Annotated in this window: 29 protein-coding genes, 1 tRNA gene and 6 pseudogenes; 22 read left to right on the top strand and 14 right to left on the bottom strand. The window is 46.4% G+C overall.

Annotated elements, in window-relative coordinates; translation table 11 throughout:
- Positions 1 to 19 precede the first annotated feature (19 nt).
- Positions 20 to 500: pseudogene (locus JCM11216_RS03495) on the top strand (PaREP1 family protein).
- Between the two features lie 61 nt (positions 501 to 561).
- Here the strand turns inward: JCM11216_RS03495 and JCM11216_RS03500 are convergent.
- Positions 562 to 896 (bottom strand): annotated as a pseudogene (locus tag JCM11216_RS03500) (hypothetical protein).
- A gap of 103 nt (positions 897 to 999) precedes the next feature.
- On the opposite strand from JCM11216_RS03500, the pseudogene JCM11216_RS15950 reads away from it, so the two are divergent.
- Positions 1,000 to 1,065: pseudogene (locus JCM11216_RS15950) on the top strand (4Fe-4S binding protein); the annotation flags it as partial.
- A gap of 6 nt (positions 1,066 to 1,071) precedes the next feature.
- Positions 1,072 to 1,293, top strand: coding sequence for a hypothetical protein (locus JCM11216_RS03505; RefSeq protein ID WP_054853314.1), 222 nt, complete (start codon positions 1,072 to 1,074; stop codon positions 1,291 to 1,293).
- Between the two features lie 350 nt (positions 1,294 to 1,643).
- Here JCM11216_RS03505 and JCM11216_RS03510 read toward each other — a convergent pair.
- Both JCM11216_RS03510 and JCM11216_RS03515 read right to left on the bottom strand, forming a co-directional pair.
- A pseudogene (locus JCM11216_RS03510) lies at positions 1,644 to 2,418 on the bottom strand (BtpA/SgcQ family protein).
- A 69-nt stretch (positions 2,419 to 2,487) separates the two neighbouring features.
- Positions 2,488 to 3,003 carry a cob(I)yrinic acid a,c-diamide adenosyltransferase gene (locus JCM11216_RS03515; protein ID WP_243675064.1) on the bottom strand — a complete coding sequence of 172 codons (516 nt, stop codon included), beginning with the start codon at positions 3,001 to 3,003 and terminating at the stop codon, positions 2,488 to 2,490.
- A gap of 104 nt (positions 3,004 to 3,107) precedes the next feature.
- Between JCM11216_RS03515 and JCM11216_RS03520 the strand changes: the two genes are divergently transcribed.
- From JCM11216_RS03520 to JCM11216_RS03535, 5 genes and pseudogenes are all read left to right on the top strand, one after another.
- Positions 3,108 to 3,599 (top strand): hypothetical protein, encoded by a 492-nt coding sequence (locus tag JCM11216_RS03520; protein WP_054853315.1) that lies wholly within the window; start codon positions 3,108 to 3,110, stop codon positions 3,597 to 3,599.
- Between the two features lie 85 nt (positions 3,600 to 3,684).
- On the top strand, positions 3,685 to 3,918 hold the full coding sequence (locus JCM11216_RS03525; RefSeq protein WP_243675065.1) for a F420H(2):quinone oxidoreductase: 234 nt from the start codon (positions 3,685 to 3,687) through the stop codon (positions 3,916 to 3,918).
- Between the two features lie 349 nt (positions 3,919 to 4,267).
- Positions 4,268 to 5,067 (top strand): annotated as a pseudogene (locus JCM11216_RS15955) (hypothetical protein).
- Positions 5,064 to 5,234 carry a hypothetical protein gene (locus JCM11216_RS15960; protein WP_243675066.1) on the top strand — a complete coding sequence of 57 codons (171 nt, stop codon included), beginning with the start codon at positions 5,064 to 5,066 and terminating at the stop codon, positions 5,232 to 5,234. Before JCM11216_RS15955 ends, JCM11216_RS15960 begins: the two are co-directional and overlap by 4 nt.
- Before the next feature lie 36 nt (positions 5,235 to 5,270).
- A complete protein-coding gene (locus tag JCM11216_RS03535; RefSeq protein ID WP_243675067.1) occupies positions 5,271 to 5,696 on the top strand; it encodes a hypothetical protein in 426 nt (141 codons plus the stop codon).
- Positions 5,697 to 5,943: 247 nt separating this feature from the next.
- Here the strand turns inward: JCM11216_RS03535 and JCM11216_RS03540 are convergent, their stop codons facing one another.
- Positions 5,944 to 6,399 (bottom strand): thioredoxin domain-containing protein, encoded by a 456-nt coding sequence (locus JCM11216_RS03540; RefSeq protein WP_243675068.1) that lies wholly within the window; start codon positions 6,397 to 6,399, stop codon positions 5,944 to 5,946.
- Between the two features lie 201 nt (positions 6,400 to 6,600).
- On the opposite strand from JCM11216_RS03540, the gene JCM11216_RS03545 reads away from it, so the two are divergent.
- From JCM11216_RS03545 to JCM11216_RS03560, 4 genes are all read left to right on the top strand, one after another.
- Complete coding sequence (locus tag JCM11216_RS03545) at positions 6,601 to 6,990, top strand: hypothetical protein (RefSeq protein ID WP_054853316.1); 390 nt, start codon at positions 6,601 to 6,603, stop codon at positions 6,988 to 6,990.
- Positions 6,991 to 7,162: 172 nt separating this feature from the next.
- Positions 7,163 to 7,696, top strand: coding sequence for a hypothetical protein (locus JCM11216_RS03550; RefSeq protein WP_243675069.1), 534 nt, complete (start codon positions 7,163 to 7,165; stop codon positions 7,694 to 7,696).
- A 250-nt stretch (positions 7,697 to 7,946) separates the two neighbouring features.
- On the top strand, positions 7,947 to 8,423 hold the full coding sequence (locus JCM11216_RS03555; protein WP_243675070.1) for a hypothetical protein: 477 nt from the start codon (positions 7,947 to 7,949) through the stop codon (positions 8,421 to 8,423).
- Between the two features lie 193 nt (positions 8,424 to 8,616).
- Positions 8,617 to 8,994: a hypothetical protein gene (locus JCM11216_RS03560; RefSeq protein WP_243675071.1), complete on the top strand. Its 378-nt coding sequence runs from the start codon at positions 8,617 to 8,619 to the stop codon at positions 8,992 to 8,994.
- A gap of 5 nt (positions 8,995 to 8,999) precedes the next feature.
- On the opposite strand, the gene JCM11216_RS15965 is transcribed toward JCM11216_RS03560, so the two are convergent.
- The 9 genes from JCM11216_RS15965 to JCM11216_RS15990 form a co-directional block, all read right to left on the bottom strand.
- Positions 9,000 to 9,146: transfer RNA gene (locus JCM11216_RS15965), tRNA-Thr, on the bottom strand.
- A gap of 137 nt (positions 9,147 to 9,283) precedes the next feature.
- Positions 9,284 to 9,790, bottom strand: coding sequence for a hypothetical protein (locus JCM11216_RS03565; protein WP_243675072.1), 507 nt, complete (start codon positions 9,788 to 9,790; stop codon positions 9,284 to 9,286).
- The gene (locus tag JCM11216_RS15970; RefSeq protein WP_243675073.1) at positions 9,790 to 9,951 is read right to left on the bottom strand and encodes a hypothetical protein; all 162 of its coding nucleotides are present in this window, start codon (positions 9,949 to 9,951) and stop codon (positions 9,790 to 9,792) included. Before JCM11216_RS15970 ends, JCM11216_RS03565 begins: the two co-directional genes overlap by 1 nt.
- A 58-nt stretch (positions 9,952 to 10,009) precedes the next feature.
- Positions 10,010 to 11,170: a tRNA pseudouridine(13) synthase TruD gene (truD, locus tag JCM11216_RS03570; protein WP_243675074.1), complete on the bottom strand. Its 1,161-nt coding sequence runs from the start codon at positions 11,168 to 11,170 to the stop codon at positions 10,010 to 10,012.
- The gene (locus JCM11216_RS15975; RefSeq protein WP_243675075.1) at positions 11,151 to 11,384 is read right to left on the bottom strand and encodes a tRNA pseudouridine(13) synthase TruD; all 234 of its coding nucleotides are present in this window, start codon (positions 11,382 to 11,384) and stop codon (positions 11,151 to 11,153) included. Before JCM11216_RS15975 ends, truD begins: the two co-directional genes overlap by 20 nt.
- A gap of 44 nt (positions 11,385 to 11,428) precedes the next feature.
- Entirely contained in the window at positions 11,429 to 11,725 is a 297-nt protein-coding gene (locus JCM11216_RS03575; RefSeq protein WP_054853319.1) for a hypothetical protein, read from the bottom strand.
- 189 nt (positions 11,726 to 11,914) lie between these two features.
- The gene (locus JCM11216_RS15980) at positions 11,915 to 12,127 is read right to left on the bottom strand and encodes a hypothetical protein (protein ID WP_243675076.1); all 213 of its coding nucleotides are present in this window, start codon (positions 12,125 to 12,127) and stop codon (positions 11,915 to 11,917) included.
- Positions 12,128 to 12,147: 20 nt separating this feature from the next.
- The gene (locus JCM11216_RS15985; protein WP_243675077.1) at positions 12,148 to 12,489 is read right to left on the bottom strand and encodes a hypothetical protein; all 342 of its coding nucleotides are present in this window, start codon (positions 12,487 to 12,489) and stop codon (positions 12,148 to 12,150) included.
- Between the two features lie 22 nt (positions 12,490 to 12,511).
- The gene (locus JCM11216_RS15990; RefSeq protein WP_243675078.1) at positions 12,512 to 12,721 is read right to left on the bottom strand and encodes a hypothetical protein; all 210 of its coding nucleotides are present in this window, start codon (positions 12,719 to 12,721) and stop codon (positions 12,512 to 12,514) included.
- Between the two features lie 40 nt (positions 12,722 to 12,761).
- Here JCM11216_RS15990 and JCM11216_RS03585 point away from each other — a divergent pair, with 40 nt between their 5' ends.
- From JCM11216_RS03585 to JCM11216_RS03610, 7 genes and pseudogenes are all read left to right on the top strand, one after another.
- Positions 12,762 to 12,959: a hypothetical protein gene (locus JCM11216_RS03585; protein ID WP_054853320.1), complete on the top strand. Its 198-nt coding sequence runs from the start codon at positions 12,762 to 12,764 to the stop codon at positions 12,957 to 12,959.
- A complete protein-coding gene (locus tag JCM11216_RS03590; protein ID WP_054853321.1) occupies positions 12,950 to 13,285 on the top strand; it encodes a DUF359 domain-containing protein in 336 nt (111 codons plus the stop codon). The genes JCM11216_RS03585 and JCM11216_RS03590 overlap by 10 nt, the downstream gene beginning before the upstream one ends.
- A gap of 159 nt (positions 13,286 to 13,444) precedes the next feature.
- A complete protein-coding gene (locus JCM11216_RS15995) occupies positions 13,445 to 14,119 on the top strand; it encodes a DNA methyltransferase (RefSeq protein WP_243675079.1) in 675 nt (224 codons plus the stop codon).
- Complete coding sequence (locus JCM11216_RS16000) at positions 14,044 to 14,676, top strand: hypothetical protein (RefSeq protein WP_243675080.1); 633 nt, start codon at positions 14,044 to 14,046, stop codon at positions 14,674 to 14,676. Before JCM11216_RS15995 ends, JCM11216_RS16000 begins: the two co-directional genes overlap by 76 nt.
- 546 nt (positions 14,677 to 15,222) lie before the next feature.
- Positions 15,223 to 15,904, top strand: a pseudogene (locus JCM11216_RS03600) (2,5-diamino-6-(ribosylamino)-4(3H)-pyrimidinone 5'-phosphate reductase).
- A gap of 214 nt (positions 15,905 to 16,118) precedes the next feature.
- On the top strand, positions 16,119 to 16,394 hold the full coding sequence (locus tag JCM11216_RS03605) for a hypothetical protein (RefSeq protein ID WP_054853322.1): 276 nt from the start codon (positions 16,119 to 16,121) through the stop codon (positions 16,392 to 16,394).
- Entirely contained in the window at positions 16,381 to 16,782 is a 402-nt protein-coding gene (locus JCM11216_RS03610; protein ID WP_054853323.1) for a PIN domain-containing protein, read from the top strand. Before JCM11216_RS03605 ends, JCM11216_RS03610 begins: the two co-directional genes overlap by 14 nt.
- A 185-nt stretch (positions 16,783 to 16,967) precedes the next feature.
- On the opposite strand, the gene JCM11216_RS03615 is transcribed toward JCM11216_RS03610, so the two are convergent.
- Positions 16,968 to 17,252: a retropepsin-like aspartic protease gene (locus JCM11216_RS03615; protein ID WP_054853324.1), complete on the bottom strand. Its 285-nt coding sequence runs from the start codon at positions 17,250 to 17,252 to the stop codon at positions 16,968 to 16,970.
- A 155-nt stretch (positions 17,253 to 17,407) separates the two neighbouring features.
- Between JCM11216_RS03615 and JCM11216_RS03620 the strand changes: the two genes are divergently transcribed.
- The 3 genes from JCM11216_RS03620 to JCM11216_RS03630 are packed head-to-tail and all read left to right on the top strand — an operon-like array spanning position 17,408 to position 19,531.
- On the top strand, positions 17,408 to 18,154 hold the full coding sequence (locus JCM11216_RS03620; RefSeq protein WP_054853325.1) for a DUF72 domain-containing protein: 747 nt from the start codon (positions 17,408 to 17,410) through the stop codon (positions 18,152 to 18,154).
- 1 nt (position 18,155) lies between these two features.
- Positions 18,156 to 18,938: a DUF364 domain-containing protein gene (locus JCM11216_RS03625; protein ID WP_054853326.1), complete on the top strand. Its 783-nt coding sequence runs from the start codon at positions 18,156 to 18,158 to the stop codon at positions 18,936 to 18,938.
- Positions 18,938 to 19,531 (top strand): hypothetical protein, encoded by a 594-nt coding sequence (locus tag JCM11216_RS03630; RefSeq protein WP_054853327.1) that lies wholly within the window; start codon positions 18,938 to 18,940, stop codon positions 19,529 to 19,531. The genes JCM11216_RS03625 and JCM11216_RS03630 overlap by 1 nt, the downstream gene beginning before the upstream one ends.
- The last annotated feature ends 144 nt before the right edge of the window (positions 19,532 to 19,675 follow it).

Here is a 19,675-nt window from a genome sequence, read left to right on the forward strand (position 1 = left end):
ATGAATTACGCCATGTAGTATGAGCATACCTCAATCATTAATTGAGGCACTTAGGAGGAGGGGGGGCCTTGACATAGACTACGTAATCGATATCCTAGCGTCAAAACTCGAGTTAGACCCATTAGACACTGCTAGGCTCATGCTGAGTTGGCTTTGGTGGCGTTTAATGAGGGCCTTAACTTTATTGATAGGGGGGGTGATGTTGTTCAAAGTAGCGAGAAGCTGTATAAGGCGGTTGAGGAGGCGATAAAGGCATTGGCAATTGCCAAAAACCTTGACGAAGCCAGGGAGGCATTAAGCAAGGCAGATGGAGTGTAAGTTTACTTGATGATGCTGCCTCAAAATTAGGCGATATAGCAGAGAGGGCCTGGGCCGAGGCTTACTTTTTACACGTAAATGGATTTCACGAAGTAAGGATTAGAATTGATGAGGTTAAGAGGAGGGTTAAGTACATAAGGCCGTTAATTGATGAACTTAAGAATGTAATGGGAGTTGGGTAGGAGAGTCAGAATAGAAGGTAAAAGCAATAGATTTTAATGAGATTGGTAAAAGTAAATAGATTTATCCATTGACTATTACGTATACTTGGAACTTAATGCCGTAAGTCTCATATTGCCCATCGACATCGTAGACCCTGACTATGTAGGTGCCTGGGCTAAAGGTTATTGGTGCGTATAACTTAACAATGGCTGACTGGCCCAGTGGTACCACGAGGGCGAAGCGTCGGAGTGCACTAAATGCCCTGGCAGGTCATACTTATTCACTATGTCGTACTGGGGGGGTATGCGGCCTAGGTACGTTGAGTTCCATTCATAGGCTATAGTGCCGTTTGGGTAAAGTACCTGTACAAGCACTATGAATCCACCGTAGGTGTCTGGACCCGCCACCCTAGTGATGTGCAGTACTAATGTACCGTTCTCAAGTAATTGAGTACCTGCCAGCGAGTAAGCGAGGTAGGGATGGTAATAAGATAGTGCTTAGGTTTGATAACCTAAGTGCATTGGCTGTGGTTACTGCGTAAGGTCATGTCCTGAGAAAGCCATAACAATTAGTAAAGCTAGGGAGTTTCCAGTGAGTGATAGTGTTGATCTTGTTTACGATGAGGTCATTACATGTAAGATGTGCGGCAAGCCCTTTGATACCAGGAGGCATATAATGACTACGAAGGTTAGGCTGGGCATTAAGGGCGACCCAGAGTGGCTGTACCTATGCCCAGACTGTAAGAGGTATTATACGGCTAAGAAGATGCTTGAAAATGCAGTGGGTGCGAAGGGAGCTAAGAGCTATGTTTAGTTCAGATCTTATTTAAAATAGAGAGTACCACGTCTGAGGACCCGTTCATTAATGTAGAACGCCGCAGCTTCATCCAAATATCAAGGCTTTAAGGACAAATCAGATGAAAATTAATACGCCACCTACCTGATTAAGTTAGCAGGAAGTGCCATAGATACCCATAATTAGCATTAGCAGGTTAAGATTAAGTGCGTGGTCATGAATCGTCTGTAAGATCGGTCTAGGGCCTGGATGATTATTGGGAAATTGATGGTTGGGCAGGCAGAGTGGAGGTAAGATTATTCTCACCTCCACTCTGCATATCCAAGCCTCGACAGGTAATACCTACTCCCTGGGCTGTGGCATTTTATTCATGGTTTTGCCAACGCCTTTACTGCGTTTACCATGTTTCTGGCCTTCGTGGGGGGGTCTATTTGTCCCTCCTCGTCCTTTAGGTATGTGCCTACTATGAAACCGTGGGCCTCCCTGTAATCGCCTATGTTGTTTGGGTTTATGCCGCTCCCCCCCACGAGTACCTTCGTGTTTACGGCCTTGATGACCCGCCTAAGTAGTAGTGGGTCTGGTGGTTCCCCCCCTGTCCTTGGGCCTGTGACCACCAGTGCGTCTGCCAGGGCTCTCTCAACGCAGTCCTTGGCCACGTCCTCGATAGTCATCCTGTGCAGTGGGCTTGCGTGCTTGACGAATATGTCTGCGAGCACGGTGATCTTAGTGTTGAGTCTCGTCATTACCTCGAGGACCTCCCTGGCCACGGGCTCTATCAACCCCTCGGCACTCACTATGGCTTCGCAGTAAGCGTTTGACCTGATGAAGGATGCGCCGGTAACAGCCGCTATTGCCGCGGCTCGGGGGGGCCTGAATTCCTTAGTAGGTTGATGCCGACGGGTATGTTCACCGACCTAATGACCTCCCTGCTATTATCGCCATGGATGCTATGGTCTCCGCCTCCCTAACCCTGGCTCTGAATGGGTAGTCATTGTAATTTTCTAGAATTACTGCGTCAAACCCCCCCGCCTCATCGAGTGTCCTGGAATTCCTAACGGCAAAGTCGATTATTGTACTTAGGTCGAGCCCACCATACCTAATTGAGCCAGGTAATGGCGGTAAATGCACAACACCTACGAGCATTGGCCTATCGTCTCTAAACCTCAATGTTGCATCGCCTAATAACTAAACAAGGGGGGGCATTAAATAGTATTACCATTCAAGGCCTTTTATACCGACTATGCCCCTATCGAAGTAATGCTTCCTGGACTCCATGGTTGTTATTAAGTCAGCGATTTCAAGAAACTCACTGGGTGCGTTTCTACCCGTCAGCACGACATTAACCTCAGGCGGTAATGACTTAATACCATCAATCACCTCCTTAGTCGTTAAGTACCCACTCGATACGGCGTTATTGATCTCGTCAAGGATAAGAAGGAACGGCCTAATCTCCATAGCCCTACTCAATGCCATCCTAAACACATCCCTAGGCGTTAGGTGTTGGTCAGGGTCTAGAGAGTAAACATCAACGTAATCACTCAGAAATCTTTTAATGGCTAAGTACTCACCCACGTACTCACCCCCCCTATAAATCAAGGTTTTCATTAAGTGGGCAATCACTACCTTATAGCCGTGACCAACGGCCCTAAGCACGAGACCTAGGGCTGCCGTGGTCTTTCCCTTCCCATTACCTGTGTAGAGTAGGATCAAACCCACGATGGCATTCACCGAAAATCACTTAATTTGCATTACCGTATTGGTGTCGCTCAATAAACACTTGTAGAATATCGATTGGTTATGCTTAAAAATAGCGAGGTAGTGGGTTCCTTGATATGATTAGTACGTATTTAGAGGGTGCATTAATAACGCTTGGCGTTTTCGCCGTATTATCGGCAATAGGAATTATCATAACTAAGGACAACCTGTACGCGGCAATATACCTAGCCATAACGACTGGGTTGGTTGGTGCGGTGTATGGCCTTTTCGGTATAGCCTATGGCTTCGTATTAATATACCTAATATTCGTTGGCGCCACAATAACAATTACAATAGTCCTGGCTGCTACGTACAGGAAAATCGAGATTAAGGGTGGCGTGGGTAAGTCATGGATAGTGCCAATGATACTGTTCATAATCGCTATAGTGGTTGCCTCGGTATCCACGAAATACAATGTGGCGCCAGTCACGGGCCAGTCATTAACGGGTTTCACGTCAGCATCGGACGGCCTATTACTAATTGCATTATTGGCGTCACTCCTAATGACGATAATGATTGGATTAATAATGTATTACCTGGAGGTGAGTGGGGGGGTATGGAGGTCGTGAATGCGGCCATACTGTACGGGTTCGCATCCATAATACTGATGATAGGCTACTACAGCGCATTGAGGCTAATGACCTGATTAGGGTTTTGATATCCCTTGAGCTCATGTTCAATGCAATATTCCTAACCTTAATACCATTATTCGCTGTAAGCCCTGTCATTGCCTTTGGAATACTTATTGTCGTTATTCTCTCATCATCCACGGAATTCATGACGTTAATAATAGCGATAATGGCAATGGATAGAATCAGGAGGTCGGTAAGGGTTGAGGAGATTAAGGCTGGTGGTGAGCAGTATGTCGAGACAAAGAGTAATACCTAAATTTAGTACCTGGGGTGGTGCATGATGACTATTCCCTACATATACATCCTCCTCGCCTCAACAGTAATAAACACGGTTGGCACAGCGCCTCTGCTCCTAAGTGAGGGTGCCAGGAGGTATTCCTGGATAGTGCCATTAATATCAATGCTAATTCTCCTCATGACCCCCAGATATTCATCTCCTGGTCTACGTGGCTTTCCTCGTGGTTATTGGCATACTTGGATTAATCACGTTAATGAGAGTAAAATCATCCATAAGAGGCGTTGACTACATGCTCATTTCAATAATGATAATAGCCACGGTATTGGCCCTATACACAAGCAACCTAGCCCTAACACTACTGTCGTTGATGCTAGTCTCAGCGCCAACATACCTACTGATCCTAATGGGTGACCCAAGCATTAGCATTGAGGTTGGTGTTAAGTACGTGGTCAACATGATAATAGCCACGGTACTCTTCTTCGTGGGCGCAATAATAATTAGTTCAGGCCCGTCATTAATAACGTACATAATAGGCTTCTCCCTATTACTCCTCGGCCTATCCCTAGAGGTTGGCGCGGCTCCAATGCATGAGTGGGTGCCCGACGTGTTCACGGCAGGCAACCCAATACCCGTCGCAATAATAGCCTCAATAGCCAAGATAGCCCCCCCATTCATTGTTGCCGTGAAGATAACGCTGACCACGATGAGCCTCTATGGGGTATCACCGTACTACCTAGCCTACATAGCCGGCGCCTTCGCAACAATATCGATGTTCCTAGGCAACATAGGCGCATTAACAAGTAGGGAGAGTCCGAGAGTCCTCGCCTACTCCTCAATAGCAACATGGGCTATGTAATGGCTGCCTTCGCGGCAGCAATAATGGGCGCCCAGGAGATGGGGGGGGCAACCCTTGATTTTGCATTTATTGGCTTGTTACTGCAATTGTTCATGAATGCTGTTGGTAAAATGGGCTTCTTTAACACCGTATTCTCAAAGGGCAACAATGCAGTGAGTACCTGGTTGATATCCCTGGCCTTCATAGGAACGCCACCACTCCTGGGCTTCTGGTCGAAGCTATACATAATATTGGCGCTGGTTTATGGTAACCTTACCTGGCTAGCGGTTCTCCTTGTCATTAACTCCGTAATCTCAGTGCCTATTACGTGAGGCTCGCCAGGGAGTTGGGGGGGACTGGTTGGAAGGGTGGGTTGGCCGAGGGCTTGATCATCGTGTTTACAATACTTACGTTATCAACAATAATACCACCCTACTGGTTAGTGGTTCCGCTAATTAAAATGAAACTGATCAATTACCTAATACTTAGCCTGAAATGATATTGCTTAAAATTATCGATTATTTTTAAAACGTTGATGAGCATCATAAGGGGTGTTTATGAGGGTTTAACGGCCGTCATATACGGCTTAGTACTTGACGTAATACTAAAGGCATTACTTCTTATGGGGGGGTTCACGGACTTGGTTAATGATGCGCTTCAGTTGATTGTGGCAACCCTTTGGATTGGTATTGAGATGTTTGGTTGGAATGGAGTCTGCATAGTTAATAGAGGCGTATGTAGGTTATCAACGATTTACAGGTACCTAATGTTCATCGCAGTGCCATTACTGGCATTTTCCTACCTACTCTATATGTATGGTAGCGATACCGCGGCTGCCGTGTTATTCCTAGTAACCGTGAGTACAGTGTTGGGTCTATCGGTGGCCAGCTACATTGGTGCTACATGGTTGTTAATCAATTTAGGAGTAACGTCGGTAAGGCTGGTGTACTGGTATCAATAATTGCAGTTATAATGTGGTTAACGCTGATACCTGGCGCCATGGAGACCGGCACGGCAATAAACGCCCTGGGCAACACATTAATACTAATAGCCCTACTGCAGGTTAGGAGGAAGTACACGCCAATGGCTAAATTCCGCCGTAAGTGAGTTTTAATAGATATAGAAGTCCTCAATTATCTTCGCCAATTTCATAATACCTGGGTAACCAAATATCCCCTGCCCAATATTCCTACTCAAATTGCCAACTATCATCGTTGGTGTACCCGGGGGGGCACCCAACTCCTTCGCCACGGACTTAGCTCCATAACCCTCTGAAGCTCCTCATTTACGCAATCGCCACCAGCCTCCGCAACGGCCTCCTCACCCTTCAACTTACCGCTCAGGTAAGCCTCGTAATGCCTCTTTAGGACCTCCAGGAAGACCATTGGGTCCCTCCTATAGATACACCTGAAGGTCGCGTGGAGCTTCTCAACACCCCTGTGCACCGGGTAATCAACGAAGTAGAGCGATGCCTTACCACTCCTGTACAACTCAACTAGGTAATCACCGGCCTCATCCTCGAGCAGGGCACAGCCTGGGCAGTACAGGTCATAAAAAATAACAACGAGCAACCTGGGATTTTGAGCCCTAAACCCAAGCCCAACCCTGTCAACCCTCTCCAAAACACCCCCCCTAACATCCCTAATCAACCACTCATCAGTCATCAACACGATTTAACACGGCAACCCTTAAAAACATTAATTGCTAATTCAGTGATCAATGGCCGTGGCATTACTATTTGAGGGACTGAACATGTTGGGCAGGCAGAGTGGAGGTAAGAATAATCTCACCTCCACTCTGCATATCCAAGTCTCGGCCTCTGCATGATGGTCAGGGATTTAAGGCGGCTTTCCTGGCTATACTGTATGACTGTGCTTGATATTGGTTTTGGTAATGCTGTTTGGGTTAGGGCTAGGGTTAGGATTTATGAGAGTAGTAGGAGGGTTGGTGATAGGGAGTATAAGGTGATTAATGCGTACATACCGTTGCCGACCACCGTTAAGTACTTTGGCTTCAGGAATGGGGCGCCAGTGAGGATTTGGTTGTTTAAGGACAATAGGTACATGGCCTATGAGGGAAACATAAGGAGGATACACAAGTCGCAGTACGGTGCGAGCCTACCAACCACCGTAATAGAGAACCTAGGCTTGAATAATAAGGACGAGGTTGAGGCATTGATATACCTGGAGCTGAGTGAGAGGGAGGGTGGTGAGGAGATTAAGGAATTGAGTGAGGGCGAGCAGGATGTTGAGTAATTGAACATTTTTGGACCTGAAGAGTGGAGGTGAGATTATTCTTACCTCCACTCTGCCTGCCCAAACTTTAACACACCAATAATAAATAGATGCTTCACCAATACTTTCACTGATGTTTCTATTCTTTATTAGAGTAAAATTTATAAACCCCCCCTGGGTTATTTTAACCCTGATGTACATAGTCACTGGCTATACACGCGGTAAGTCCTCGAGGAGCTTTGAGGGTAGATATAAGGGTGTTGATGATGTTAAGGATGTCCATGAGACCCTAGTCATTAAGTTGAGGAGGGATTTGCAGTACTTCGTGGTTACGAATGATGATAGTGACCTTGTTCTTTGGACCTTTGATATACCTGGTTATGAGACCCACATATACTCAATGATTAAGGAAACAGCAACACTAATGCTATGCCCAAGGATTGACAACTCCACATACCTACTACCCGACGCGTCAATGCTGGGCGACCTAGCAAGTGCCCTATCACGCCATGAGTATAGGGACATGGTGTACTTCGTGAAGCCACTAAATAGGGAATTCGTGATCAAGGCTTTGAGGGCTACCTACGACTCGGCAATGGCCATAATCATGAAAATACTGATGAGCACGAGCAGGGCAAGGGGGGGCATCACACTGAGGGTTCTCATGGATAAGGTCGACTACGTCGAAAAATCAATAAGTAGGGCATTGGGGCATGTGGAGGGATAAGGGTTATGACATAGACTCCTCGGGTATTGAAAGTGCAATAGGCAGTGTTAGGGAGGTGCTTAGGAGGAGGGTTGGTAAAAACTAACCGATAAGGTCATTAGTTAATTACTCAGAATAAGGCAGTGGGTATGGAATAGATAGGCAGGTTATCAGGGCAGTAATCGAGGAGTTAAGGATTAGGTACCCGGGCAAGTCAAGGTCCTGGGTAAGGAGGTCACTCAGAAGATTCCTGAGCAATAGCGTTAGGGCCTTGGGTGGTGATACGTGGGTTGTCAGGGGGGGTGAGCCATCAATGGGTGACAAGCTGCCTCAGTACATGGTTAGGTTCGTGAACGGCAGATACACCTGCGATTGTCAGGTAAGTGCCTGGGGCGAGAGCAGGGGGTTGTGCACCCACATTGGTGCGGTTATCATAAGTCAATTGTATAGTGAGTTCATGAAAACCGTGTACGCGGCGATAGTGAGTGCTGAGTGTCTCGATAATGAGTTATTAATACCTGGTAATAGTGAGGCCGTGGTGAATAAGGTCGTCCAGGGCGGCACAACCATATACGTAATAAGGACTAGGCGGGAAACCACCGTAAAGGCCCTACTCGCCTGTAATGATGAGGTTAGGGAATTATTAATAGAGACAAAGCCCACGAAAAACTGGGAGGTCATGAGAATACTGAGGGGGGTAAAACCACGTGATTCACAACGGAACTCTTATTGGGTAAGACCACAATGAGTTAATGATGCAATCACGGGCATCATAAATAAACTTCATGATTACATAAGAGACCTAGGGTTGGTTACGTAGTGACCTCAGGTAATCATCAGGAGCGATTGATTCAATGATGATTTCACGGCATTCCTATTGTTTACGGTTTAGGTGATGGTTAGGCTCTACATGGGTGTGTTGAAGCGTGGGTTGTGGGGGGGTGGAACTATTAAGAGACTCGAGGGCTTGGGATTCAGGGGGGGAGAGTTATGGAAAGTATGAAACCGCGTACGTGATTAAGTCCTCGAAGGCCGTTGACTCCATCAAGCAAATGCTTAGTGACTCCTCGATCAAGGCTTTAATTGAGGACTTGAGCACCTTGCCCGACGCCGAGAAGCTCAAGAACTTAGTGACACTGGCTAATGTGAACGTTAGGTCCCTGGGTAGGTCATCGATTGAGGTTGTTGGTATTAAAATGAGCGTCCACGTGAATAATAATGGCCGTATTAAGCTTAGGACTAAATGCAGGAGACTCGAGGATGCAACCCCAACTAAAGCCCACGGATCCAATAAAACAAAAACTAAACCTCTCCAATAAGTATGGAGCCCCCCCGGCCGGGATTTGAACCTTGTCCCAACCCAGCCCCCCCAGCCAAACCGGGGCTGGGCTGACGGGACCTCCCGCTTACGAGGCTTGCACGGGGGCTTTCGCCCCCCCAGGGCGCTCCGACCGGGCTGAGCTACCGGGCTGAGCAATTGCTGCGCCGCATGAGTTTTAAGCTTTTCGTGACTTATCCCTTATCGATTAATTGCAGTGGTTAAATCGTTCGTTCATGAAATTGTTGATCTTAGTAATTAATGCAGGTACCTTATTTAGTCCAAAGGGTTTAAAGGCCTTGGCTCGCCATTATATCCTCAACGGCTTGGTTGAATAAGTAGCCTATTTCGTGAATCTTTACGGTATCCTCATGCCTAGGCCTTGTTACTGTGGCTATGTAAACACCGTAATCCGAGTGATTGCCCTCCTCAGGTCCCTGTGGATTGCCGTATGGCGAGAACAGTATCATGTGTGTTATGTCGTTTCTCAGGATTAAATTCCTCAATGCCCTATCGAGCTGGTTATAGATTTCGCACTTCATTTGTGGCTTTAGATGTAGGAATCTATCGAGTGCGTTGATTGATGCTATTACGGGTTTTGTTTGGGCCTCGGCTATTACTGAGCTTATCACATTGTTTATCTCCGTTGTTGGATCCACCTCCTGGTTCATCTTAATGCTGTATTTGCCATATGTTGGGTCGGTGATTGGTATGTTTATTAGTGATGCCCTGGTTAACTTAACAAGTGGTGCCTGCGTTGGGTCTATACTCGGCACTTCCTTCACTGGCTCCATCATTAGTACGGACCACCATGACTTGTCAGGATATTGCGGCTTTCTATTCTCCGTGACGCCCCCCTCTCTATTGAGTTCATTAATGACAGTAGGAGGTTGGTCTCGCACTCCATGAACCCCCCCTGATACTCAAGCCCAGGTATTCCCAGTAGTATTGGTTGCATCTAGTTACGTCATTACTTTGCCTTTAATATCATTTCTTAGTCATAAATATGACTAAGATTACGTGAAATCAATCTCGGGGGGGTGTCTACTCTTCATTAATTCCCTGAGGAATACCGTGGCGTAGTTACCGCGGGGGGGTAGTCTGAAGACTATGTTCAATTCGTAATTAACCAGGTTAATACCAATGATAATGAGCTTAGTAAATAACGGTCTATAACCACCCCCCCTGACTGATAATCTTGGTATTGACTTAACCATAAACATCGATAAATCCACACCCTCCCTCCTAAGCACACTAAGCTCTATATCACTCTGAATACCGGGTGGGAACTTGGTATTATAACCTACTAAGTGCCCCCCCACGGGGATTGCGCGTCCCTTTATCACTAATTCATTGACCTTATCAACCATAGTCTCATTTACGTGAATTACGTGCTTAGTCGGTAATCCATGCTCATCAAGCAGGGCAACAATATCACCAGGCAGCGCCCTATTTATTGGTAAACCTCTGCCTATCCGCTCACTCAGGGCTAGGTTGAATAGGTATGATTGGTAGGACTCAACGTAGAGGTTTAATAATTCACGGGGGGGCAACTTCCTTAGGGCGTTCACGAAATCCCTGGGGGGGTTACTGGCCAATTGCCTAAGTACAGCTCTTTCAGGGTAATACCTATAGCTCTTGGGCATTAATTCAAGGGCCTTTGAGTAATCACCAGTCCTCGCGATGAATTCCCTGACTTCCCTAATCCTTGGGGGGGGTTCCATTGGGTATGCATGAGCTAGCAATTCATTGACGGCATCCTCAAACTCACCAAAAATAATGTGCTTACCTATAACGTGGGAGTTCGGCCTCTTTAAGCCGAATCTTTGATAACCATAGTATGTGGGTAAACCTCTCTCCATCAGTTGATTAATCATGCAGTTAATGTTGTCCTTCCTGGATGGGTCGATATTCCTAACCCTTATGGTGAATTCGTTGCCCCCCCAAATATCACCGGTTGTGAAGGCCCTATCCATACTTACCACGCTAAGTACCTTGATGCCTCTGCCGAAGTCGCTGGGTACTTCATTAATTGAGATCCCACGTACAGAGACCACCTGTGATGTGATGGCCACCGCATCCTTAAGTCCACCAAAGCTTATGTCGCGAGAGCCAACACCAAGCTTCCTACTTATTATCAACGATAGCGTTATTGCGTCAATACCCCCTCTTCTCAATAATCATCCAGACCCAGGGTCCCGGCTTACCAACGATCCTAGGTAATGGCTTGCCAGTGACGCTGGTGGGCACGACCTGCCCATCAATCAGCACCTCCTCAACTATGAAGTCCTCAAGTCTCTCCTTAATCCTACCACCAATGCCCTCACAATCCGTTACATAGTAATTCATCCCAACATACCTATCAAGCCAGGTCTCCGATAATAACGGCATCTTACTGACCCTGGTAAATAATAAGGACTTTTAAGGAATTTTATTTACTTGGTAAGGCACTCATTCATTAGCTCGGCAATGTCTGAGTAAGTCCTTCCCAAGCAGTCCTGACACACGATCCTAGTTACCTTATTACCCACGATCTCCACGTAACCAAGATCCTCAGGCCTTACCCAATGGCCACATACTGAGCACCTTCTAAGTCCGAGCAACCTATTCACTTCCCTAACCACTTTAGACGCCTCATTGTTCATTAGAATATGCCTTTCGTTGTTTATTACGGCTACGGCAATGACTAAACCCTTAACCCTCATCAATGAAAGTTTTCTGAAGCTACTCATCACTTAATTACTCTCTCTGCGATTAATAAATTACTTCCAGAGTCATGTGTATAGCGAGTAACAGAGTTAAGCAAAACTTTCACTTCACTTCCTGCCCACGACTCGATAGGCAATACTCAATAAGTTCATCAACGCGGGTAAATGGTGATTTACGCACGTTATACCCCCCCATACCCATTAACTTACCAACTAGGGACAAGTAATCGCTAAGCCCCCCCATGGTCTGCGGTAAGGAGACAAGGACATTACCAACGCAGTAATCAATGTCCGTCTTAACATCCATGGGCTTTGGTAAGGTGAGTATGAGGTCCTTACCAACAGCCTACTCACAGCCCTAACACCAAACCTAACAATGGCCGAGAAGACCGGGTCCGAAACCTCAACACCCTCAACCCTGGACATCGCGAACTTACTATACGGTATTAAGCCGGGGGGGTTGGACCAATCAACACGTAAATGCCAGACTCATACTGCCTGGATAGGTGGACAGAGAACGACCTCCTAACAACCATGCACCTAGCCTCCAGGTCAATCGTGAGCTCCCTACTAACTAGCTTATTCGGAACCAGGTCAGCGGGTTCCCTAACGCCGGCCAGTATTGATTCGGGATTCTCATAAAAAATGGCGAGCCCGAGGTCCAGGATGTTGATATCATTAACAAGCTTGAGGTAGTTGTTCATCATTATGAGGTCGACTAGGGAGAAACTCCTCCTACTAAGCAAATCAATTAACGCCCCCCCCGCCAAATCCACCTCCTTAATCAACCCCCCCTCCTATACTGAACGGCTAGTGCATGAACATCCTCGATAAAGCCTCATTACCCGTTAAACCATTCCAAGCCCTTAAAAACGTACTGTTAATTGACTCATCATAACCACCACCGACCATCACGATGAGCGAAAGGGCTTGTTTCATGTTTTTCATCAGTAAATCATCCAGTGCTGTGTAATCCTCGATTAAGCGTCGCCACTCGGGGTAATCAATGTATGCAAGCACGCGATATTCCTTATTAATGACTTGTTAATAAGCCATTGCTGTGTATATACTCGCCAGTAAGTGGGCTAGGTCCATGATGGCTTGGCCACTTGGTATAGCAATTGGTAGGGAGGCACCTGAGTCGATTATTAGGGTAAGGAGCGAGTATGAAAATTCCTTCCTTATAACAGTTGGTGATGTGGTCACGATGAACACAATAAGTATTGGAGGACTCCCAACCTGGCCTTTATGGATTTGAAGACCAGGAGGACAATTGGCATGGGCGATGTTGAGGTTACTGGTTTTGACAGGGTCATTAATATGGTTAATAGGCCGGCAACGCTGGGTTTTGATGTAATTAATACCGTGAAAGATGCAATGAGGTATGCTGCTAGTGGTGTTCACGTGCTCATACAGGTTGATGGTGAGGAGGACTTGCTCGCGATACCCGCTGTACTCCTGGCGCCAAGGGGGGGTTCCCTGGTGCTGTATGGTCTCTATACCGGCTACCTAGTTGCCATACCGGTTAATGACGAGTATAGGCTCGCCTTCCTAAAGCTTTTTTCAATGATGAAGCCAGGTTAGTTCACCTAAAATGAATTGATGCAATGCAGTAGGTAATGCCTAAATCATCCTGAGTATGGAATAATGAGCTACTTAATGCCCTGTGGCTACGCAAGAAATATTATGCGCATACGTTTGGGTTAGTTAATTATAAAGTCTGAGTCGGTAGTATCCATAGAAATGCAAGGTAGGGTTGAGGTTTTGTTTAGGGAGTTGGTTAGGGATGTTCCGTCGACCACCTACGCCACCCACGCACTCTATATGTACCCAGCGAAGTTCATACCGCATGTCGTTAGGTACGTCATTAATAAGTACACCAGCGAGGGTGATTGGTTGTTCGACCCATTCGCTGGTTATGGCACGGTAGCCATCGAGGCCTCACTGACTGGTAGGAATGCGGTTCTTTGGGACCTAAACCCAATCATGGAGGTCCTGGTTAGGGCATCGACGTACACTGGGGGGGAGTTAAGGCTTAGTGACTTCGACATTGATTGGGGGGGGTTCAGCAGGCCCTACAGGCCCCCCCTGTGGAGTAACATCAATTACTGGCACCCGAGGGAGTTCTACGAGGTGCTGAGCCGTGCCTGGGGGGGTTACTGGCATTACGCCGTGCCCAGCGAGTTGAAGCCCGTGGTGGCAATACCACTGCTCAAGGTCACGAGGTACTTCAGCTACGCAGACCTGGAGATAGCCAAGCTGTACAGGTCCAGGGAGGCCGAGGCTAGGGTTAGGGAGTTACTAAGGGGGGGTGATTGGTGGAGTAGGCTTAGGGAGCTTTATTGGCAGTATGCAGGGAGACCTACGATAAGATTAGGGATTACCAGTCCAGGGGGGGTCCCAGGGAGGTTGAGTTGATCGTTAGGGCTGGGGGGGTTGATTCACTGAACATGAGGCTTGATAGGGATGTTGATGTATTAATAACTTCGCCACCGTACCTACAGGCCCAGGAGTACATTAGGTCGTTCAAGCTTGAACTGGCTTGGCTTGGTTATGGCGATAGATTGACGGAGCTCGCCAGGCGCGAGATACCGTATAATAACCCACCAAGCGTTAAGGTCAATAGTGAGGCGTACGCGAGGGTGAGGGAGGAGGTTAGGAGGCTTGATCATGAGAGGCTCCTTGAAATCTACGACGCGTACTTCAGGTCATTGGTTCACTTCCTGGACAACAACCACGGGAGGGTTGGGAGGGTCATTGCAATATTCGTAGGGCCAACAAAGATTAGGAACATCAGGGTGCCAATAGATGAGGTACTCAGGGAGCACCTGGAGAGCCTTGGCTGGAGGCACGAGGTAACCCTAGTGGATAGGATAGTCTCAAGGAGGCTCTTCAAGGTAGATAAAAACCCAGCAACAGGACTTAAAGACGAAAGAACACCAACAGAACACCTACTAATAATGAGTAAGAATTAATTCATAGTTAAGGAACAAGACCTAGCTTATATTTAAGAAGGAAATAGACCTTGTTGCAATATGCCGTGATAATAAGTCTGTATCATTTATCAGGTTAAGAATGAGTGAGTACATGGGTGGTCGTACAGGCCAGGAATCATTAATGAATAAGTCGAATAAAGTGCTTGGCCTAATAGTAATATGGATGATTGATTAGAGACGCCTTAAATAAACTCTTATGTCATCAAGCGCATAAACGTTAATCCATGAACATAGCCATCGGTCAATTTTTAACGCCTTACGTTGGTTCATGAAGGCTAGCTTAAGCCTGCGGTGCCTTACGAAATTATTTAGGTTCTCAAATGTATTACATGGTTAAGGCCTGATGAGGGGGGGTGGTTACTGGGTTTAATATCGTGAGTAATGAGGGAAGTCTTAACAAGGACTAACCTGGCGGTACACATGGTGTAGCTTGGGAGGTGATTAGGGATCATTAATGCACTCTTATCTTAATAGTAATCCCACCATGTTTTTAAGCCTTGACTTGGTGAGGTCAAAGGGTGGTTGATGCAGAGACCTTATGTGATTATTGTCTCGGCGGCCTCGGTGGACGGTAGGATAGCCAGTAAGACCGGTTACTCAAGGCTTTCATGCCCCCCCTTCGACTTAAAGAGACTTCATGAGGTTAGGGCGAGTGTCGATGCGATAATGGTTGGGGGCTAATACGGTAATTAATGATGATCCAACACTAACGCCTAGGTATGTTAAGGCTGTTAGAAACCCCCCCATAAGGGTCGTTATTGATGGGAAAATGAGAACACCACTAACGGCTAAGGTAGTCACGAATAAGGAGGCACCAACGATAATAGTCACCACGGAACAGGCTGACCGTAGTAAGATCACTCAATTAATGAACATGGGCGTTGAGGTATGGGTAATGGGTAAGGAACGTGTTAACCTTAAAGACGTCCTTGAGAGGTTGTTCACGGAGAAGGGCGTTAAGAGGGTCCTTGTGGAGGGTGGTGGACACCTTAATTGGGAATTGATTAAGGAGGGGGGGCTTGTGGACGAGATTAGGCTCACGGTATCACCATACGTGTTCGGAGCAGGTACATCATTCATAGAGGGCGAGGGATACCCAACAACGATGGAGGGACCTAGGTTAAGGCTTAAGTCCATCAACGTATGCGAATGCGGTCAGGAGGTTATAATTAACTATATCGTTGAGAGGTGTTGTTCGTCAATATGAACTTCGCCAGGAATAGTGATGATCAGAATTGCCAAAGAAGCCATGTGATACTTATTTACCTTAATTCACTACTTAAGGTTGTTGATCAACTTCTTATTGATGTTTCCTAAATCTTTAATATTATTAATTATGGTTAATATCATTAAACGCTTGGCGTTGCTTAATAAAAAGTTCTTAAGTACTTTTGTACTTACATTTCCTTAGTGTTTGTTCGATGAGTAAGGGTAAGAGAGATATTGAGGTTATTAAGGTTGAATTGCCTAGGGATTTGGCTGAGAGATTTCGTAGGTACGTGGCTCAGAGGTATGGGCTTAGGAGAGGTTCGTTATCAAGAGCCGTCGCTGATTTAATAGCCAGGGAACTCGCGCTTTATGGTGAGACTAATGGTAGTATTGATGCTATTGTGGGCCTTGGCCTTCAGTCTGATTATCAATGGAGTGGTGAGGACCTCGTCGAGGCCTTAAGGAGGAGGGCCCATGTACCTAATTGATGCCAACATATTCCTGGAGGTAATATACAGAAGGGATAAGTGGACTGAATGCTATGAGTTCCTTAACAGGGTTAAGAAAGGAGACATTAGGGCTTACGCTCTTCATTTCACTATATATGCCATATCAGCCATACTGGGTAAGCCTGACTTAATAAGTAAGTTCCTGCCTGAGATGAGTACTTGGCGTGGGCTCGTAATAATCGATTCACCGGTTGATGAGGAGGCTATGGCCGCGGAGCTTGCGTTTAAGGTAGGCTTGGACTTTGACGATGGTCTTCATTATTACTACGCTAAGAAGATGGGCCTTAAATTGATATCATTCGATAAGGACTTCGATAGAACTGACATAGAGAGGTTAGAACCGCATGGTGTATTACGGACGTCATAGTGATATGACGCACCTCTATTAATGGCACTCTATTCTAAGTAATAATTTAGTTTCCAAGTAATTAAATACGTAACCTCATGGCCATTATTGCGTAAAGATGACCTAAAGTACCGCCAATCCGTATGGTCTCGAATACTCTAATCGGCCAGTGGTTGGGTCAACACGAAGACCAAGACCTTCGAAGGTTACGACCCCCCCAAGTAATGGCTCGGGGGGGACTCTAAAATAATCACTGGGAATATACCATCCCTATCAAGGAATCGCATGTAAGCCAGCGATAGGCTAGCGGCGATCTCACGACCATCAGCCAGCTTAAGCCTTATACTCGCCATGGGCTTTATACCCAGGTCCTCGGCGAGGTTTGGATTTATCACGGTATAAAACGCGCCGGTATCAACTAGGAAATCAACCTCCCTAACCCTTGACTTATCCGTATTACCTATAACACCCTTAACCCTGACATAACCCATAACATGTAAGTGATAATTCAAGGGTAATTAAACCCTACAAAATACGAAAACCTAACTAATTAGGAAATAGCTAATAAAAGTCGTTAGAGGGAGCCATATTACTGAGGGATAGCAGGATAAAGCATAATATAGCCCATAATTAGGGTTATTAATTAATGAGAAATATCCTGATAGGCACCTGTGGATTTCTCACGGCGCGATCAAGGTATTACTCATTATTTAAGGTTGTGGAGTTACAGGAGACCTTTTATGACTTGCCAACACCGGAGAGAATGAGTAGCCTGAGGAGGGAGGCCCCCCCTGCTGATTTTCAGTTTGCCGTTAAGGTGTTTCAGGGTTTGACGCATACCAGTGATTCACCGACTTGGCGCAGGATAAGGAGGGCTAGGTTAACGGGTGACTTGGGTAATTATGGCTTGCTTAGGCCCACGAGGGAGAATCTCGAGCTTTGGGATGAATTTGTTAACGTGACCAAGCCGCTCAACCCGGTGTTTTATGTCTTTCAGACGCCGCCTTCCATGGAGGTGACTGAGGATAGTGTTAGGGATGTTGTTGAGTTCTTCCGCACGATAAGTAGTAATGGTAGGATTGGTTGGGAACCTAGGGGGGGCGTTAGTTATAATAACGTTAATTTACTGAAGAGGATATTTGAGGAGGTGGGTATTGTGCACGTTGTTGATCCCTTTAAGCATGAGGTGCTCGTTACCCGCGACACGGCCTACTTTAGGCTTCATGGGATTGGTAAGGGTGAGGTTAATTACTCATATAAGTACACCGATGACGACCTTGGGAGACTTAAGGCCATCGTTGATGGTATTGAGTCATCCACCGTATATGTGATGTTTAATAACGTGCACATGCTTGATGATGCCCTCAGATTCACGAAGTTGATTGGGAGGTAGTATGCGGAGATTCTTCAGTAGGCAGGTTGCTGAGGAGGTCCTGAAGCTCCTCGGTAATGACCGTGTTGAGGTCCTTGACCAATGCAGCTGCCTTAACTATACCTACGTGCTTATAAACACAGGGCTTGGGGGGGAGTTCCTTGGCATTGCCTACACTCCGGTTGAGGATTTGAGGGCCGGCGAGGTCGGCGTCGTCCCTAGGGTTGAGGAGCTCCCTGAACTCGTTATTAACCTAGACTCACTGGTTAGGGCCCTGGGGATTGCACTGATTAACGCCATATCTCATTACTTGGTTGTGCGTGATGGGCTCAGGCTTTCTCAGGGTGATTTAAAGAGCGAGATTCTGAGGTTCGTTAAGCCCTCGTGCACGGCTTGTTTTGTCGGTAGTATTACGCCGGTTGCAGAGGCACTCAGGGGGGGTAAGTGCGGTGTTTATCAACTGGAGAGGAGGAGTGACTTGAGGCATGATGGTTATCCTGATATCAATGCACCACTCATAATACCGAATTGCGACATACTCGTTATAACGGGCTCCGCGATGGTAAATAATACAATTGATCAATTACTGGCCATGAGGATGGATGGGGCAATCACCGTATTGAGCGGGCCCACGGCTGCCGCCTATCCCCCCCCAGTGCTGCATGGGTTGGGCATCAACGTCATCGGTAGTTCACTGGTTAAGAGGCCTCGCTCCGTCATTGAGTTACTTAAACTCGGAGCCGGTTATAGATTACTTGATAGGATGGGGTTATTGTTTAAGTACGTGTCAACAGGTGCCGTTTAATGAGCAGGAGGGTTCTTGTAATTATTAATTGCAGTAGGAGGAAGTCGGTTAGGATTGAGTTGGTTAAGGAGAGACTTGGCTTGGTACCTGGTTTTGACCTTGAGAGAGAGGACGAGTATGAGAGTGCGTTGAGTGATTTGATGAGGCCGGCCCTTGATATGTATGATGGACCTGAGTTCAGAATTCTCAGACGCTTCAGAAGTTGTGTTGATGTCTTTATATTGTCCGCTAGATATGGTATTATAAGTGGTGAGAGGCGGATAATACCCTACGATGCTTATTTAGGGAGTACTAACGAGACTGTGCTAAGTAAGTGGATGGCTTACGGCAATCCGGACATGAATGAATTAGTAAGCGGTAGGTGGGATTACGTGATTATTAGGCTGACGAAGACCTACATGAGGTACTTCAGGAGGCTAGTGCATGATCCCTGTGGGTTAGGAAGTGAGATCCACATAATCGCTGGTAAAGGTAGGGACCTTAATTGCGGTAATGTTATTTATCACTATGTTAGAGGACCTGGTGATTCCCAATCAGTGCTTAGGAGATTATTGGCTGAAACCTGTCCTTCAATTTCTAATTACTCTAAATAGAAAATTTTTAAAAGTACTCATAAACAATACAGGTTCCCCCCCACGGTCATGTACGGTGAATACTTCAGTAAAAAACAGTTAGATTTTTAAAGACTACGTTTCTATGATATCATAAAGCCATAAATATGAACAATCATGTAAACA

Origin of the sequence: Vulcanisaeta distributa JCM 11216 (assembly GCF_001315985.1) — an archaeon.
GTDB lineage: Archaea > Thermoproteota > Thermoprotei > Thermoproteales > Thermocladiaceae > Vulcanisaeta > Vulcanisaeta distributa_E.

What these genes read in the sequence shown, in the direction of transcription:
- JCM11216_RS03520 (WP_054853315.1), top strand. Translation starts at nt 3,108, where the DNA reads ATGATTAGTACGTATTTAGAGGGTGCATTAATAACGCTTGGCGTTTTC.
- JCM11216_RS03535 (WP_243675067.1), top strand. Translation starts at nt 5,271, where the DNA reads ATGAGCATCATAAGGGGTGTTTATGAGGGTTTAACGGCCGTCATATAC.
- JCM11216_RS03540 (WP_243675068.1), bottom strand. Translation starts at nt 6,399, where the DNA reads ATGACTGATGAGTGGTTGATTAGGGATGTTAGGGGGGGTGTTTTGGAG.
- JCM11216_RS03545 (WP_054853316.1), top strand. Translation starts at nt 6,601, where the DNA reads ATGACTGTGCTTGATATTGGTTTTGGTAATGCTGTTTGGGTTAGGGCT.
- JCM11216_RS03550 (WP_243675069.1), top strand. Translation starts at nt 7,163, where the DNA reads ATGTACATAGTCACTGGCTATACACGCGGTAAGTCCTCGAGGAGCTTT.
- JCM11216_RS03565 (WP_243675072.1), bottom strand. Translation starts at nt 9,790, where the DNA reads ATGATGGAGCCAGTGAAGGAAGTGCCGAGTATAGACCCAACGCAGGCA.
- JCM11216_RS15970 (WP_243675073.1), bottom strand. Translation starts at nt 9,951, where the DNA reads ATGCAACCAATACTACTGGGAATACCTGGGCTTGAGTATCAGGGGGGG.
- JCM11216_RS15975 (WP_243675075.1), bottom strand. Translation starts at nt 11,384, where the DNA reads ATGCCGTTATTATCGGAGACCTGGCTTGATAGGTATGTTGGGATGAAT.
- JCM11216_RS03575 (WP_054853319.1), bottom strand. Translation starts at nt 11,725, where the DNA reads ATGAGTAGCTTCAGAAAACTTTCATTGATGAGGGTTAAGGGTTTAGTC.
- JCM11216_RS15980 (WP_243675076.1), bottom strand. Translation starts at nt 12,127, where the DNA reads ATGTCCAGGGTTGAGGGTGTTGAGGTTTCGGACCCGGTCTTCTCGGCC.
- JCM11216_RS03590 (WP_054853321.1), top strand. Translation starts at nt 12,950, where the DNA reads ATGGATTTGAAGACCAGGAGGACAATTGGCATGGGCGATGTTGAGGTT.
- JCM11216_RS15995 (WP_243675079.1), top strand. Translation starts at nt 13,445, where the DNA reads ATGCAAGGTAGGGTTGAGGTTTTGTTTAGGGAGTTGGTTAGGGATGTT.
- JCM11216_RS03605 (WP_054853322.1), top strand. Translation starts at nt 16,119, where the DNA reads ATGAGTAAGGGTAAGAGAGATATTGAGGTTATTAAGGTTGAATTGCCT.
- JCM11216_RS03610 (WP_054853323.1), top strand. Translation starts at nt 16,381, where the DNA reads ATGTACCTAATTGATGCCAACATATTCCTGGAGGTAATATACAGAAGG.
- JCM11216_RS03615 (WP_054853324.1), bottom strand. Translation starts at nt 17,252, where the DNA reads ATGGGTTATGTCAGGGTTAAGGGTGTTATAGGTAATACGGATAAGTCA.
- JCM11216_RS03620 (WP_054853325.1), top strand. Translation starts at nt 17,408, where the DNA reads ATGAGAAATATCCTGATAGGCACCTGTGGATTTCTCACGGCGCGATCA.
- JCM11216_RS03625 (WP_054853326.1), top strand. Translation starts at nt 18,156, where the DNA reads ATGCGGAGATTCTTCAGTAGGCAGGTTGCTGAGGAGGTCCTGAAGCTC.
- JCM11216_RS03630 (WP_054853327.1), top strand. Translation starts at nt 18,938, where the DNA reads ATGAGCAGGAGGGTTCTTGTAATTATTAATTGCAGTAGGAGGAAGTCG.